General features: G+C 63.7%; 15 protein-coding genes and 2 tRNA genes. 14 read left to right on the top strand and 3 right to left on the bottom strand.

The window, feature by feature from the left end:
- The first annotated feature begins 126 nt into the window (after positions 1-126).
- Positions 127-2,022, top strand: coding sequence for an AI-2E family transporter (locus B015_RS0104820; RefSeq protein ID WP_081623546.1), 1,896 nt, complete (start codon positions 127-129; stop codon positions 2,020-2,022).
- 173 nt (positions 2,023-2,195) lie between these two features.
- Entirely contained in the window at positions 2,196-2,972 is a 777-nt protein-coding gene (locus B015_RS0104815; RefSeq protein WP_018426532.1) for a DUF1194 domain-containing protein, read from the top strand.
- 250 nt (positions 2,973-3,222) lie between these two features.
- Here B015_RS0104815 and B015_RS0104810 read toward each other — a convergent pair.
- Positions 3,223-3,297 (bottom strand) — tRNA-Thr (locus B015_RS0104810).
- Between the two features lie 158 nt (positions 3,298-3,455).
- Between B015_RS0104810 and B015_RS30455 the strand changes: the two genes are divergently transcribed.
- The 10 genes from B015_RS30455 to B015_RS0104760 all read left to right on the top strand — a co-directional run bounded on the left by B015_RS30455 (position 3,456) and on the right by B015_RS0104760 (position 9,367).
- Positions 3,456-3,656, top strand: a complete 201-nt coding sequence (locus tag B015_RS30455; RefSeq protein ID WP_018426531.1) for a hypothetical protein — start codon at positions 3,456-3,458, stop codon at positions 3,654-3,656.
- Between the two features lie 132 nt (positions 3,657-3,788).
- Positions 3,789-5,078, top strand: coding sequence for a UDP-N-acetylglucosamine 1-carboxyvinyltransferase (murA, locus tag B015_RS0104800; RefSeq protein WP_018426530.1), 1,290 nt, complete (start codon positions 3,789-3,791; stop codon positions 5,076-5,078).
- Positions 5,079-5,239: 161 nt separating this feature from the next.
- Positions 5,240-5,674 carry a DUF2948 family protein gene (locus B015_RS0104795; protein WP_018426529.1) on the top strand — a complete coding sequence of 145 codons (435 nt, stop codon included), beginning with the start codon at positions 5,240-5,242 and terminating at the stop codon, positions 5,672-5,674.
- A 10-nt stretch (positions 5,675-5,684) separates the two neighbouring features.
- The gene (gene hisD / locus B015_RS0104790; protein WP_018426528.1) at positions 5,685-6,977 is read left to right on the top strand and encodes a histidinol dehydrogenase; all 1,293 of its coding nucleotides are present in this window, start codon (positions 5,685-5,687) and stop codon (positions 6,975-6,977) included.
- Between the two features lie 7 nt (positions 6,978-6,984).
- On the top strand, positions 6,985-7,470 hold the full coding sequence (locus B015_RS0104785) for a UPF0262 family protein (protein WP_018426527.1): 486 nt from the start codon (positions 6,985-6,987) through the stop codon (positions 7,468-7,470).
- A 3-nt stretch (positions 7,471-7,473) separates the two neighbouring features.
- On the top strand, positions 7,474-7,929 hold the full coding sequence (locus B015_RS0104780) for a low molecular weight phosphatase family protein (protein ID WP_267322585.1): 456 nt from the start codon (positions 7,474-7,476) through the stop codon (positions 7,927-7,929).
- 89 nt (positions 7,930-8,018) lie between these two features.
- Complete coding sequence (infA, locus tag B015_RS0104775) at positions 8,019-8,237, top strand: translation initiation factor IF-1 (protein WP_008838549.1); 219 nt, start codon at positions 8,019-8,021, stop codon at positions 8,235-8,237.
- A 53-nt stretch (positions 8,238-8,290) separates the two neighbouring features.
- Positions 8,291-8,917 (top strand): Maf-like protein, encoded by a 627-nt coding sequence (locus tag B015_RS0104770; RefSeq protein WP_018426525.1) that lies wholly within the window; start codon positions 8,291-8,293, stop codon positions 8,915-8,917.
- On the top strand, positions 8,914-9,126 hold the full coding sequence (gene yacG, locus B015_RS0104765) for a DNA gyrase inhibitor YacG (RefSeq protein WP_018426524.1): 213 nt from the start codon (positions 8,914-8,916) through the stop codon (positions 9,124-9,126). Before B015_RS0104770 ends, yacG begins: the two co-directional genes overlap by 4 nt.
- Before the next feature lie 165 nt (positions 9,127-9,291).
- Positions 9,292-9,367: transfer RNA gene (locus B015_RS0104760), tRNA-Phe, on the top strand.
- A 176-nt stretch (positions 9,368-9,543) separates the two neighbouring features.
- Here B015_RS0104760 and B015_RS0104755 read toward each other — a convergent pair.
- Positions 9,544-9,900 (bottom strand): cupin domain-containing protein, encoded by a 357-nt coding sequence (locus tag B015_RS0104755; protein ID WP_018426523.1) that lies wholly within the window; start codon positions 9,898-9,900, stop codon positions 9,544-9,546.
- Positions 9,901-10,248: 348 nt separating this feature from the next.
- Here B015_RS0104755 and B015_RS0104750 point away from each other — a divergent pair, with 348 nt between their 5' ends.
- Entirely contained in the window at positions 10,249-11,469 is a 1,221-nt protein-coding gene (locus B015_RS0104750) for a hypothetical protein (protein WP_018426522.1), read from the top strand.
- 36 nt (positions 11,470-11,505) lie between these two features.
- Positions 11,506-12,153, top strand: coding sequence for a PQQ-binding-like beta-propeller repeat protein (locus tag B015_RS0104745; RefSeq protein ID WP_018426521.1), 648 nt, complete (start codon positions 11,506-11,508; stop codon positions 12,151-12,153).
- Positions 12,154-12,166: 13 nt separating this feature from the next.
- Here B015_RS0104745 and B015_RS0104740 read toward each other — a convergent pair whose 3' ends face one another.
- Entirely contained in the window at positions 12,167-13,270 is a 1,104-nt protein-coding gene (locus tag B015_RS0104740) for a helix-turn-helix transcriptional regulator (RefSeq protein WP_018426520.1), read from the bottom strand.
- Positions 13,271-13,302 lie beyond the last annotated feature (32 nt).

Here is a 13,302-nt window from a genome sequence, read left to right as displayed (position 1 = left end):
GGGAACGATTGGCCGACCTCCGGCTTTAAGCCCCCATGCCGCGCAGTCGGCAGCAAGGGGGTGTCGGTGGCAGATGCAGGTTTGAACAACAGCGAATCGGGCTCACGCCTGTCATTGCAGCCGGGCATGCGCACGGCGCTCCCGACATTTGCGGCAACCGCAGCGACCGTTGCGATCCTCTATTTCGCCCGCGACGTCTTCCTGCCACTCGCCATCGCGGTGCTTTTGACCTTCGCGCTGGCGCCGATCGTCTCATGGCTGAGACGTCTCGGCGTGCCGAAGCTGCCTGCCGTCATCGCCTGCGTCATAGCAGCCTTTGCGGTGGTTTCCATATTCAGCTTCGTCGTCGCCACGCAGGTCGCGCAAGTCGCCGAAAACGTGCCGACCTACCAGGCCAACATCGTCGAGAAGATTCGCTCGCTCAAGGAAAGTGGCAGCGGCAATGGCATCATCGAGCGGCTTGGCCGCGTTGTCGAACGCATCGGCCAGGAGATCGACAAGCCTGAAGGACCGGCCGCAAACACCTCGCCCGAGCCGGCACCTGCACGGCAACAGCCTTTGCTGGTCGAGGTCTTCAATCCGGAAAAGCCGATCGAACTCTTGAAGAACCTGATCTCGCCACTGATCGGTCCGCTGGCCACAGCAGGTCTGGTTATCGTCGTGGTCATCTTCATGCTGCTCGAACGCGAAGATCTGCGCGACCGCTTCATCCGCCTCGTCGGCTATGGCGACCTCAACCGCACCACCGAGGCGCTGCAGGATGCCGGCAGCCGCGTCGGCCAATATCTGCTCATGCAACTGGTGGTGAACGTCACCTATGGCGTGCCCATAGCCATTGGCCTGTGGGCGCTCGGCATCCCCAACGCGCTGCTCTGGGGCCTGCTGTCGATCGTCCTGCGTTTCGTGCCCTATATCGGCCCGGCAATCGCGATGATTCTGCCGCTGTTTCTGGCGCTTGCCGTCTCGCCGGGCTGGTCGCTGGTGCTGTGGGCGGCCGCCCTGTTCCTGGTCATGGAACTCATCATCAACAATGTCGTCGAACCCTGGCTCTACGGTTCCAGGACAGGGCTTTCGCCGCTCGCCATCATCGTTTCCGCGATCTTCTGGACCTGGCTCTGGGGGCCTGTCGGACTGGTGCTGTCGACGCCGCTCACCGTCTGCCTCGTGGTGCTCGGCAAGCATGTGCCGCAATTCGAGTTCCTGGAGGTGCTGTTCGGCAACGAACCTGTGCTCGACCCCAAGGAACGGCTCTACCAGCGCCTGCTGTCGGGCGATTCGGACGAACCCACAGACCAGGCCGAAGAAATGCTTGAGACCATCTACCTCGCTGATTTCTACAGCCAGGTGGCGATCCCTGCCCTTCTGCTCGGCGAACGCGACCGGGCGCGCGGGGCGATGAACGACGAACAGAGACTGCGTGTCGCCGGCAGCGCCCGCATGCTCGTCTCCAATCTCGAGGAGATCGCACGGGAAGAGGCGGAGGAGGAAGACGACGACGAAACCGCCGCCGACGAAGGGGGCAACGGTGAAATAGACCTGCCCGACGGCACCGGCCGCTCGGTGCTGTGCATTGGCGGGCGCGGCGACCTCGACGATGCGGCGGTCACCATGCTCGCCCAGGTGCTGTCAGTGCAGGGCGCCGATACGGCAACGGCCAGCCATGCCGACGCCGAACCAAGTCGCATCCGCGATTTGCCACTCGAAGGCCGCGACACGGTCGTTGTCGGCTTCCTCAACGCCGATTCGCTGAACCACGGCCGCTTCCTGGTGCGGCGCCTCAAGCGCACAAGACCGTCGCTCCGTGTCGGTGTCGTGTTGTGGAGCGACCAGCTGCCCAACCGCGACGCGGACGAACTGGCGAGCGAACTCAACGCCGACTTCATCGCTTTCGATCTTGCAGGCGCCGCCGAAGGCGCGTTGGCCAACACGCCTGCCGTCCCGCCCAAGGCCGCCAAGCGCATGGTCCGACGCCGTGCACCGGCCAAGCGGAAGGCGAGCGGAAAGGCGAAAGCTACGATGTAAGCGAGCTTAAGAGCACTTCGCGTCGACAGACTACTCAGGTGCCATGGCCAGGGTCGGTCAGGACTGCTCCCAATCACCAAGCACCCGCAATATGCCTAGCTCCTTCGGTCATCTGTCAGGCGCCAGGAAGCTGGCGTAGCATCGGGGATGTTGTTTGAGGCGTAGAGGGCATCATGTGCGTGGAGCGGCTTCGTGGCGAAGGCGCAGCAGATGCAAATTCCCTTGCATGGCTGATGACGATACTCGCGGTCCCGGCGCTTTTGGGGGCACAGGCAGGCGCGGCCGAGGTTGACGCGGCGATTGTATTTGCAGTCGATGTCTCGGCATCCATCGACCCCGCAACCGCCGACCTGCAACGTGAAGGCCATGCCACCGCAATCTCCTCGCCCGAGGTCATAGCGGCCATTACTCGCAACCGCGCCGGCTGCATCGCGGTCACCTATGTCGAATGGTCAAGTCCCGGGAAGATGCGGTCGGTGGTGCCTTGGACAAGCGTCTGCGGGCTCGGGGACGCACAACCCGTGGCGTCGTTCATCAGGGAAAACGGCGACAGAGGCTACGGATGCGAGGACTCCTGCGGAACTTCCATTTCCTTCGCCATCAATCTGGCCAGTTTGCTACTGGACAAATACGCTGGCAATGCCTCCACCAAGATCATCGACATCTCCGCCAACGGCACCAACAACGACGGCTTGCCTTTGCACGACAGCCGACAAAAGGCGATTGCGAAGGGCTACACGATCAACGCAATCGCCATTCCCGGGATGACGCGCGGCGTCAAGTACGACCTCACCCAATACTTCGCTGACAATGTCATTGGCGGTCCGGGGGCATTTGTCATTGCGCCGGATACACCGGACGACTACGCGGCGGCGCTCCGCCGAAAGCTGGTGACCGAGATAGGCCTCTCCACCGAGAGAATCACCAGAGAACTGATCGCACACGAATAGCGTTGTTTTGCCGTACGCTTCAGACGCAGCACTACCGCTGCGGACCAGCGCCAAGGTGAAGCGCAGCACAATGGGTCAAGCCAATCCGACACGCGACCCTAAAGCCACCCCGCCAGGTGCTGCGGCTATACCGGTCGATACGGTCGAGTTCGAAAATGGCTGGCAAGGCGACACGAACGCCCCTGTGCACCATCAGGGCGGCGGAAAAGCCAACAAATCCAGAATGTTGTTTGCCATCAAGGAGATGGAATGGTGCTGCCAGAGAGGATTGAACTCTCGACCTCTCCCTTACCAAGGGAGTGCTCTACCACTGAGCTACGGCAGCGACCGTGAACGGGGCGGCTTGTGCCACATGATTCCCGGAAGCGCAAGTTATGAGTTGAACCATTTTTCAGAAGATTTTCCACAGGCCCGCTTACGCCACAATACTGGCCATTTCCGTTGCCAAGCCGCTATGAACGAACGACAAGCGGGGACCACCACATGTCGTCGACCAAGAAACCACCCTTAGCTGACGCCGACCTACGCAAGGCGCGGCTGGCGGCCGAGCTGCGTGCCAACCTGATGAAACGCAAGGCGCAGGCGCGTTCGCGACGTACAGGCGAGGCCGATACGCGGCCCGATGGCCTTGCAGCGGCCGAGGGTGGCCGAGAGGGTGACAAAGAGAAACCCGAGAAGGCCTGACCGGCGACGGCAGGCGCTTGGCGCCCAAAGACCGCAAATCCGGCTTTCTTGAACCAGAAAGCGCGATGGTCTAGACGGGCGGCAAGAAAATTTCTCGCCAGAACCGGGATCCCCCCGGAGAAACGACGGCCAATGGATCGCATCAGAATTGTCGGCGGCAACGAGCTGACCGGAACCATCCCGATCTCGGGCGCGAAGAACGCGGCCCTGCCGCTGATGATCGCCTCGCTGCTGACAGACGATACGCTGACGCTCGAAAACGTGCCGCACCTGGCCGACGTCGAGCAACTGATCCGCATCCTCGGCAATCACGGCGTCGACTATTCCGTCTCCGGCCGCCGCGAGCGCCAAGGCGAAGGCTATTCGCGCACCATCTCGTTCACCGCGCGCAACATCGTCGACACCACTGCTCCTTATGAGCTGGTCTCCAAGATGCGCGCCAGCTTCTGGGTCATCGGCCCGCTGCTCGCCCGCATGGGCGAAGCCAAGGTGTCGCTGCCGGGCGGCTGCGCCATCGGCACGCGCCCGGTCGACCTGTTCATCGAGGGACTGCAGGCGCTCGGTGCCCAGATCGATGTCGACAATGGCTACATCCTGGCCACCGCCAAGAACCGGCTTACCGGCAATCGTTACGTCTTCCCAAAAATCTCTGTCGGCGCCACGCATGTGCTGATGATGGCGGCAACGCTCGCCCGCGGCGAAACGGTGCTTGAAAACGCCGCCCGTGAGCCCGAGGTCGTCAACCTCGCCGAATGCCTCAACGCCATGGGCGCCAGGATTTCAGGCGCCGGCACCTCGACGATCACCATCGAAGGCGTCGATTCGCTGTCGGGCGCACGCCACCGCGTGATCCCCGACCGCATCGAGACCGGCACCTACGCCATGGCCGTTGCCATGACTGGGGGCGATGTGCTGCTGGAAGGCGCGCGCGCCGACCTTTTGCAGGGCGCACTCGACGTGATTTCCCGCACCGGCGCCGAAATCATCCCGACCAATTCCGGCATCCGTGTCATGCGCAACGGCTCGGGTATCTCGCCCGTCGACGTGGTGACCGAGCCCTTCCCCGGCTTCCCCACCGACCTGCAGGCGCAGTTCATGGGCCTGATGACCATGTCGAAAGGCAAGTCGAAGATCACCGAGACGATCTTCGAGAACCGTTTCATGCACGTGCAGGAACTCGCCCGCCTTGGCGCCCACATCACGCTGTCGGGCCAGACGGCGATCGTCGAGGGTGTTTCCAAACTCAAGGGCGCACCGGTCATGGCGACCGACCTGCGCGCTTCGGTGTCGCTGGTCATTGCCGGCCTCGCCGCCGAAGGCGAGACGACCGTCAACCGCGTCTACCATCTCGACCGTGGCTTCGAGCGACTGGAAGAAAAGCTGTCGCGCTGCGGCGCCATCATCGAGCGCATCAGCGGCTGAGCCGCCGCGCCTAGGGAACAAGGCAACGGGCGGCAAGTGACTTCTGCCCCAATGCCTTGGTGCCCTATTCCGCTACTGCCTTCCGGCTCGGTTGCGCGCTGCATCAAGACCGCCTAACAAGGCAGGAAGCATATCGTTTCCAAGCAGGCTGCCGATCCCACATGACCCAGCTCAAGCTAGTCGCACTCGACGAACAGGATCTGGAGATCGTCTCTGCGCATGTGCAGGACGCGACCGTCAAGGTCGGCGACTTCGAGTATCAGCCGGCCGCCAAGCGTTTCGCGCTGGCGATGAACCGCTTCGCCTGGGAAACCAAGACCGGCTTCTTCCGTCCGAAATATGAGCGCCGCCGCTCGATCCTGCATTTCGACCGCGTGCTTTCGGCAAAGCTGCACGGCATTTCGCGCGACAAGAAGGACGACGTGCTGGAGTTGCTGGCGGTGCGCTTCGCCGCGGCGCAGCAGCCGGTGGGAACCATCGAGCTCACCTTTTCCGGCAACGCAGCGATCCGCCTCGAGGTCGAGGTCATCGAGGCCCGGCTGACCGATACGGGAGCTGCTTGGCAGGCCTCCTCCCGCCCCATTCACAAGACCTGAGCATTCGACCATGGCCATCACGCTTCGCCAATCCGACGCCGACTTCGAGAAGCGGTTCGCGTCGTTCCTGACCACCAAGCGCGAAGTCTCGCCCGACGTGGAGGCGACGGTGCGCGCCATCATCGACGACGTGCGCGAGCGCGGCGACACGGCACTGATCGACTATACGAAGAAATTCGACAGGGCCGACCTCGGAGCTTTGGGCATCGCGGTGACGCGCGCTGACATTGACCAGGCCTACAAGGACGCCGATCCGGCGACGGTTGAAGCGCTGCGCTTTGCCCGTGATCGCATCCGCTCGCATCACGCGCGGCAGATGCCCAAGGACGACCGCTATACGGATGCCATCGGCGTCGAACTCGGCTCACGCTGGACGGCGGTCGAGGCGGTCGGGCTCTATGTTCCCGGCGGCACGGCCAGCTATCCGAGCTCAGTGCTGATGAACGCGGTTCCGGCGCAGGTCGCAGGCGTCGAGCGCATCGTCATCGTCGTGCCGGCCTCGGGCGGCGCCATCAACCCGCTGGTTCTGGTCGCAGCCGACCTAGCCGGCGTCTCCGAAATCTACCGCGTCGGCGGCGCCCAGGCAGTGGCAGCCCTAGCCTATGGCACCAACACCATCCGCCCGGTCGCCAAGATCGTCGGCCCCGGCAACGCCTATGTAGCAGCGGCCAAGCGCCAGGTTTTCGGCACTGTCGGCATTGACATGATCGCCGGGCCTTCTGAAGTGCTCGTCGTCGCCGACCGCGACAACGATCCGGAATGGATTGCGGCCGACCTGCTGGCCCAGGCAGAGCACGACGTCTCGGCCCAGTCGATCCTGATCACCGACGACGCCGAATTCGGCAAGGCGGTGGAAGCCGCCGTCGAGCGACAGATCAAGCTGTTGCCGCGCGGCGAGACCGCCGCCGCCAGCTGGCGCGACTTCGGGGCAGTCATCCTGGTCGACGATTTCGAGGCGGCCCTGCCACTGGTCAACCGCATCGCCGCCGAACATCTCGAACTCGCCGTCGCTGATCCCGAAGCGATGCTGCCAAAAATCCGCAATGCAGGCGCGATCTTCATCGGACGGCATACGCCCGAGGTCATCGGCGACTATGTCGGCGGCTCCAACCACGTCTTGCCGACGGCGCGCTCGGCGCGGTTCTCGTCGGGACTGACGGTGCTCGATTTCGTCAAGCGCAGCTCGATCCTGAAGCTCGGTCCCGACCAGCTGCGCGAACTGGCACCCGCTGCGATCGCGCTCGCCAAGGCGGAAGGCCTCGACGCGCATGCCCGCTCCGTTGCCATCAGATTGAACATGTAGGGCGACCATGTCCGACAAAGGCCACGCACGATCCCGCCTGGTCGACGTCGAACTCGACGAATCGATCGGCCGTTCGACGCCCGATGTCGAGCATGAACGGGCGGTGGCCATCTTCGACCTGATCGAGGAAAACAGCTTCCACCCGATCAACGACGACGGCCACGGCCCCTACCGGCTCAAGCTGTCGCTTGTCGATTCGCGATTGGTCTTTGCCATCGCGCGCGAGCATGGCGACCCTGTCGTTACCCACATCCTGTCGCTGACGCCGTTCCGCCGCATCGTGAAAGACTATTTCATGATCTGCGAGAGTTATTACGAAGCGATCCGCTCGTCGACGCCGAGCCAGATCGAGGCGATCGACATGGGCCGGCGCGGTCTGCACAACGAGGGATCGCAAACCCTGCTCGACCGGCTTGCCGGCAAGATCGAGATCGACTTCGACACCGCCCGGCGCCTGTTCACGCTCATCTGCGTATTGCACTGGCGCGGCTGACATATGGCGGACGCTAAACCTCCGCGCTCTGTCTTGTTCATGTGCCGGATGAATTCGGTCCGCTCGCCGATGGCCGAAGCGATTGCCCGCCACAGGCTGCCCCAATCGATCTTCGTGGCGTCGGCAGGGGTGCGCGCCGGCGACCGCGACCCGTTCGTTGATGCGGTGCTTGCCGAAGAAGGTATGGCGATGGAAGACCACCAACCTCGCACGGTGGACGATCTCGAGGACGACTATTTCGACCTGATCGTGACGCTGGCGCCCGAGGCGCATCACGCAGCGCTCGAGTTCACCCGCTCGATGGCCGTCGACGTCGAATACTGGCCGACGCCGGACCCAACCGTCATCTCGGGAACGCGCGACCAGATCATGACGGCCTACCGCGACGTGCGCGAGCGGCTGAAGGCCAGAATGGCCGAAAGATTTGCGGTGGGAACGCCGGAAATGGACGCCGATTAAGCGTGTTCACAAAGCGCGGATTATCATATAGGTTCCGCGCAACTTCCGGCCGGGGCGCCGGAGCAAGCCACCCAAACCAAAGGTACCTAATGCCGAAGGAAGAAGTCCTCGAGTTTCCGGGCACCGTTACGGAATTGTTGCCGAACGCGATGTTCCGGGTCAAGCTCGAAAACGAACACGAAATCATCGCCCACACTGCCGGGCGCATGCGCAAGAATCGCATCCGCGTGCTGACCGGTGACAAGGTCCTCGTCGAAATGACGCCCTATGACCTGAGCAAGGGCCGCATCACCTACCGCTTCAAGTAAGTTCGCCCGCGACCGCGAGCGCAAAGAGCGTCTTTTACCGACAGGATTCTGGTTTGAGCGATCTGCAAAAGCTTGTGCTTGCTTCGGGTTCGCCCCGCCGTGTTGAGCTCTTGCAGCAGGCCGGCATCGAACCCGACCGGCTGTTCCCGGCCGATGTCGACGAGCGGCCGATGCGCGCCGAGCATCCGCGCTCGCTGGCCAAGCGGCTGTCGGTGACCAAGGCCGAGAAGGCGCATTCGGTGCTGGCCAGCGACGACGAGGCAACGAGCTTCATCCTGGCGGCCGACACGGTCGTTGCCGTCGGGCGCCGGATCCTGCCCAAGGCGGAAACGTCTGATGAGGCGCTGCACTGCCTGCAACTGCTCTCCGGCCGGTCGCACCGTGTCTACACCGGCCTCGCGCTGATGACGCCCTCAGGCAAGCTGCGCCAGCGACTGGTCGAGACGCGCGTGCGCTTCAAGCGCCTGTCGCGCCAGGACATGGACAACTACCTCGCTTCGGGCGAATGGCGCGGCAAGGCCGGCGGCTACGGCATCCAGGGCCTCGCCGGCACCTTCGTGGTCAAGCTTGTCGGCTCCTACACCAACGTGGTCGGCCTGCCGCTCTACGAGACGACCTCGCTTTTGTCCGGCGAAGGCTATCAGGTCCAGGCCAGCTGGAAGAACGGCGCCTCCGCGTGAACGCCAAGGACACCGTCACGCCTCTGCGCGCCAAGGTCTCCTGCCCCGAATGCGGCAAGCCGTCAGTGCGCGAGTCCTATCCCTTCTGCTCTCCGCGCTGCAAGGCGGTCGACCTCAACCGCTGGCTTTCAGGCTCCTACGCCATCCCTGTTCGCGACGACGAAGAGGAAGATTCGACCGGAAATTCGGACGCCGGCGAAGGACGCTGAAGGCTTTCCCGACCTTCCCCTACGGCCTGTGATTTCTTTCAAGAAAAACGCATCGGGGCGGCTGGACAGGGGAAAAACTCGTGCTATAACCCACCCGCTTTCAGGGGTGCAGCGCACCTCCAGGAAGCCCGGATCGAAGCCCTAGCGGCCCGATCGAGGACAGTTGCCCGGATAGCTCAGTTGGTAGAGCAGCGGATTGAAAATCCGCGTGTCGGTGGTTCGAATCCGCCTCCGGGCACCACTCCCCCAGATCTCAAGTGGTTAGAAGCGTTTCAAGAGGCGACGTACTGAATTGCCTTCAGCGCACTGGCTCACAGTCGCCACGTTCAGCCCCGGCTAGCCGCCGGGACCTTGAGTGCACACTTGCCGCTCGTGGTGAACGGGAGCGTTATCTCGGACGACAGCGTCGGTTCGCTCCTACGATCCGACGGTGACGACGAAATGCTTCGTCACTGGCTCGATGATCTTCCAGGTGCCCTTGAAGTCCGCTTCCACAACAAACGCGTCGCCCGGCCCGACCTCGACCGGCTCACCACCGTCTGGCGTGATGATGATGCGGCCTGAAATCATGTGGACGAATTCGTAGTCCGTGTAGCTCGCGTGGTAGGTGCCCGGGGTTGCCTGCCATGTTCCCGAGAGGACCTTGCCGTCCTGGGTCGTGTGCTGGACGGCCGTCTTCATCGACGGACTTCCTTCCACCACCACCCAGCCCGGCAAATCGCTGGGGTCGGCACTTACCGGCCGACCGAACTTGAGGATCGTATTGCGGGTCATTTTCAGTCCTCCCATTTTCATCAGACACGTCTTGAATACCTGACCCATCACCCATGGGCAACTTAGTTTCCCATAGATGAATGCCAGACAGCTCGCGTTCCGGTGACATCGTGACTTTTCATGTCGCCGCTCCTTGTCCTCGCATATGAAACTGCGCGACCCTGCAGATCGGCCGCGCCTCCGGGGCGGTGGTGTGTGCAAGACCAGGGGCGGAAACGAGGAAGCGAGAGTGACAAGTGTGACGAGGTCCAGGAAACGTCGCAGCTTTTCATCAGGCAGCGAAAGTTCTTTGTCGTCCCGACTCCAGCCCATTCCTGACGGAAACCCCGCCTTTCCTGGAAATGCCTCATGGACTCGCTGATCACTGCCGCGGCGCGCGCACTCGCCACTGGGGACCTGCTCGGCGCGCTCAAGCGGGTTGCCCTGCGCGACGACCCGCCCGCACTGGCGCTGCGCGGCATCGCCATGGCCCAGCTTGGCGATCTCGTTCGCGCAAAAGCCTTGCTCACGAGTGCCGCCAAAGCCTTCGGCTCAAGAGAGGCCGTCGCCCGCGCCCGCTGCGTCGTCGCCGAAGCAGAAATCGCACTCGTGTCCCGCGACCTGAATTGGCCGACCAAGGCGCTCGACGCTGCAAGGGCAACGCTCGAAGCGCATGGCGACCGCCTGAACGCTGCGCATGCGCGCACACTGGAAGCTCGGCGCCTGCTGCTTATCGGCCGGCTGGATGAAGCCGCGCGCGTGCTTTCGGCGCTAGACACCGCCGGACTGCCAGCCCCGCTCAGGACCGGACACCAACTGGCCGCGGCCGGCCTCGCCATGCGGCGCCTGCAGACGAAAGCCGCCAAGGCAGCGTTGGCGCACGCGCAGGAGGCGGCGCGCGAGGCCCAAATTCCCGCATTGATAGCCGAAGTCGATGGCGTGGCTCGAGCCATGGCAGTGCCTGCGGCACGGCTGATCGCGCAGGGCGAACGGCGCATGCTCCTTTTGGAAGAGGTGGAGGCGCTTTTCGCCTCCGACACACTCGTCGTCGATGCGTGCCGAAACGTCGTGAGGCAGGACCAAACCGTGGTGCCGCTGGCAACCCGGCCGGTGTTGTTTGCGCTTGCCCGGAGCCTAGCCGAGGCATGGCCGGAAGACGTCTCCAGAAGCACGCTGATCGCTCGTGCTTTCCGCGCCAGGCATGTCGACGAATCTCACCGTGCCAGGTTGCGGGTCGAGATCGGGCGTCTGCGCGCCGAGCTCAAGGATCTGGCCGACATCGGTGCGACACGAGAAGGTTTCGCGCTGGCGCCCAACCGTTCGCGCCAGGTCGTCGTGCTTGCGCCCCCTTCCGAAGGGCAGCATGCTCAGGTGCTGGCCTTCCTTGCCGACGGGGAGTCCTGGTCGAGCTCGGCGCTGGCGATTGCACTCGGCGCCAGCGCGCGCACCGTGCAGCGCGCGCTCGAGCAGTTGGCCGCCGACGGCAAGGTGCAGTCGTTCGGTCGCGGGCCGGCGCAACGCTGGGTCAGCCCGCCGGTGCTCGACTTCCCGACAGTGTTGTTACTCCCGGGACCACTGCCGAGCGACTAGGGTAAGGTCAGTGCCAACGAAGCCAGGGGTCGAGCCATGAAACACGCAGCTGCCGAAATCATCAGGGAATACGGCCCCTTCCCCGGCGTCTCCAAAGTCGCCGGTGTCACCTTCGACGGCAAGAAGGTCTGGTTTGCATCGGAAGACAAGCTGCAGGCCTTCGACCCGGACAGCGGCGACACGGTTCAGACCATCGACGTCGCCGCCCATGCCGGCACGGCCTTCGACGGCAAACATCTCTACCAGATCGCCGAGGACCGCATCCACAAGATCGACCCCGAGACCGGCCGGATCCTCGCCACGATCCCCGCTCCCGGCGGCGGTGGCGATTCCGGCATGGCCTGGGCCGAGGGTACGTTATGGGTCGGTCAGTATCGCGGCCAGAAAATCCACCAGATCGATCCCGAGACCGGAACCATCCTGCGCACCATCGAGGCCAAGCGCGTCGTCACCGGCGTCACCTGGGTCGACGGCGAACTGTGGCACGGCACCTGGGAGGGAGAGACCAGCGACGTCAGGCGTATCGATCCTCAGACAGGTGCGGTGCTCGAACAGCTCGACATGCCCGTGGGCATGGGCGTTTCGGGGCTCGAATCCGATGGCGGCAGCCGCTTCTACTGCGGCGGCGGCAACAAAGGCGTGGTCAGGGCGATCCGCCGCCCGGCAAGATCAGCGGTCCGCTAGTTGCCGTTTCCCGTCAGCACCGGGCGCGAACGTTGGCGACCAGGGCCACCAGTTCGGCCTGCCTGCCGGTGTCGGTCTTGGTGAAGATCGAACGCAGATGTGAGCGCGCCGTCTCGTAAGCAATCGATTTCACTTCGGCGATGTCGCGCAGGCGCATGCCGCGGCCGAGCAGCACCATAATCTCGGCTTCTGTCGGGGTCAGGCCGAACATCTGACGGAGCAATTGCGGTTCGGACCTCGCCACAGCTTCGGAATCCTCGACCAGGCAGACACCGACCGAATGGGCGAAGACGTCGGGGAAATTGCCGCCCAGCCGCTGGAGGCGCAGCACGAGCGGCCGCAGGCCCGGACGCTCTATGAAGACCGGCCCATGGGCTGCGCCCTGTCCCAGCCAATCCTCGCTGAGGACGGCGCGCATCCGCTCCTCGATCAGTCTGGTTTCGTTGCGGCGAGATGAGCGCAGCTCACGCTCTGAAACCTGGAGGTCGCCTCCCAGCAGTCTTTCCGCCGGGCCGTTCACCGTCGTCACCTTGCAGAACCTGTCGAAGAAAATGGCCGCGAGCCCGGCCATCTCGAAGGCCTCGGCCATGCCGGCCGTTTTCTGGCGCGAGGCGGCGCGCATGATCGCCGACGACATCATCAAGCGATCGCGCATTGCGCCCAGGACAGCGACCTCTTCCTCGTCGAAGAAGTCCTGCTCGAGCTTTCGGTTGAGCGTCAGCACGAGCATGTCCGAGGGCATAGAGAAGCCGATCATGCAGCTACGGCCAATGCCGTGCTTGGCAAGGAACCTATAGTAGGCGTGCTGCTCAAACTCGTCGCGGGAAGTGTATTGCGGATCGCAGGCAGTGCCGTCGCGCAGCAGCAATGGCAAGGCGCGGAGCCGCAAGTCGTTCTCATGCCAGCCATCGCTGAAATAGTCGTCGAACACCCCGCCCAGACTGTCGCTGGCGATGATCAGCCCCGGCGCACGCTCCGTCACCGGGATGATGTTGGCTCCGTACGACCCGGTTGCCCGGGCGATGTCCTCGACGACGCCATGCCACAACGAGCCGTCGATGGCCGCTTCGATGGCACCATCCAGGGCCTGGTCGAGTTTCTGGATATCGATCTTCAACGTGGGCCCCCCTTCCACGATCTCAGTGATAA

It is taken from the genome of Hoeflea sp. 108 (assembly GCF_000372965.1).
Taxonomy (GTDB): Bacteria; Pseudomonadota; Alphaproteobacteria; order Rhizobiales; family Rhizobiaceae; genus Aminobacter.
Note: the sequence above shows the minus strand (reverse complement) of the source record. Positions and strands in the feature narration are given on the sequence as shown.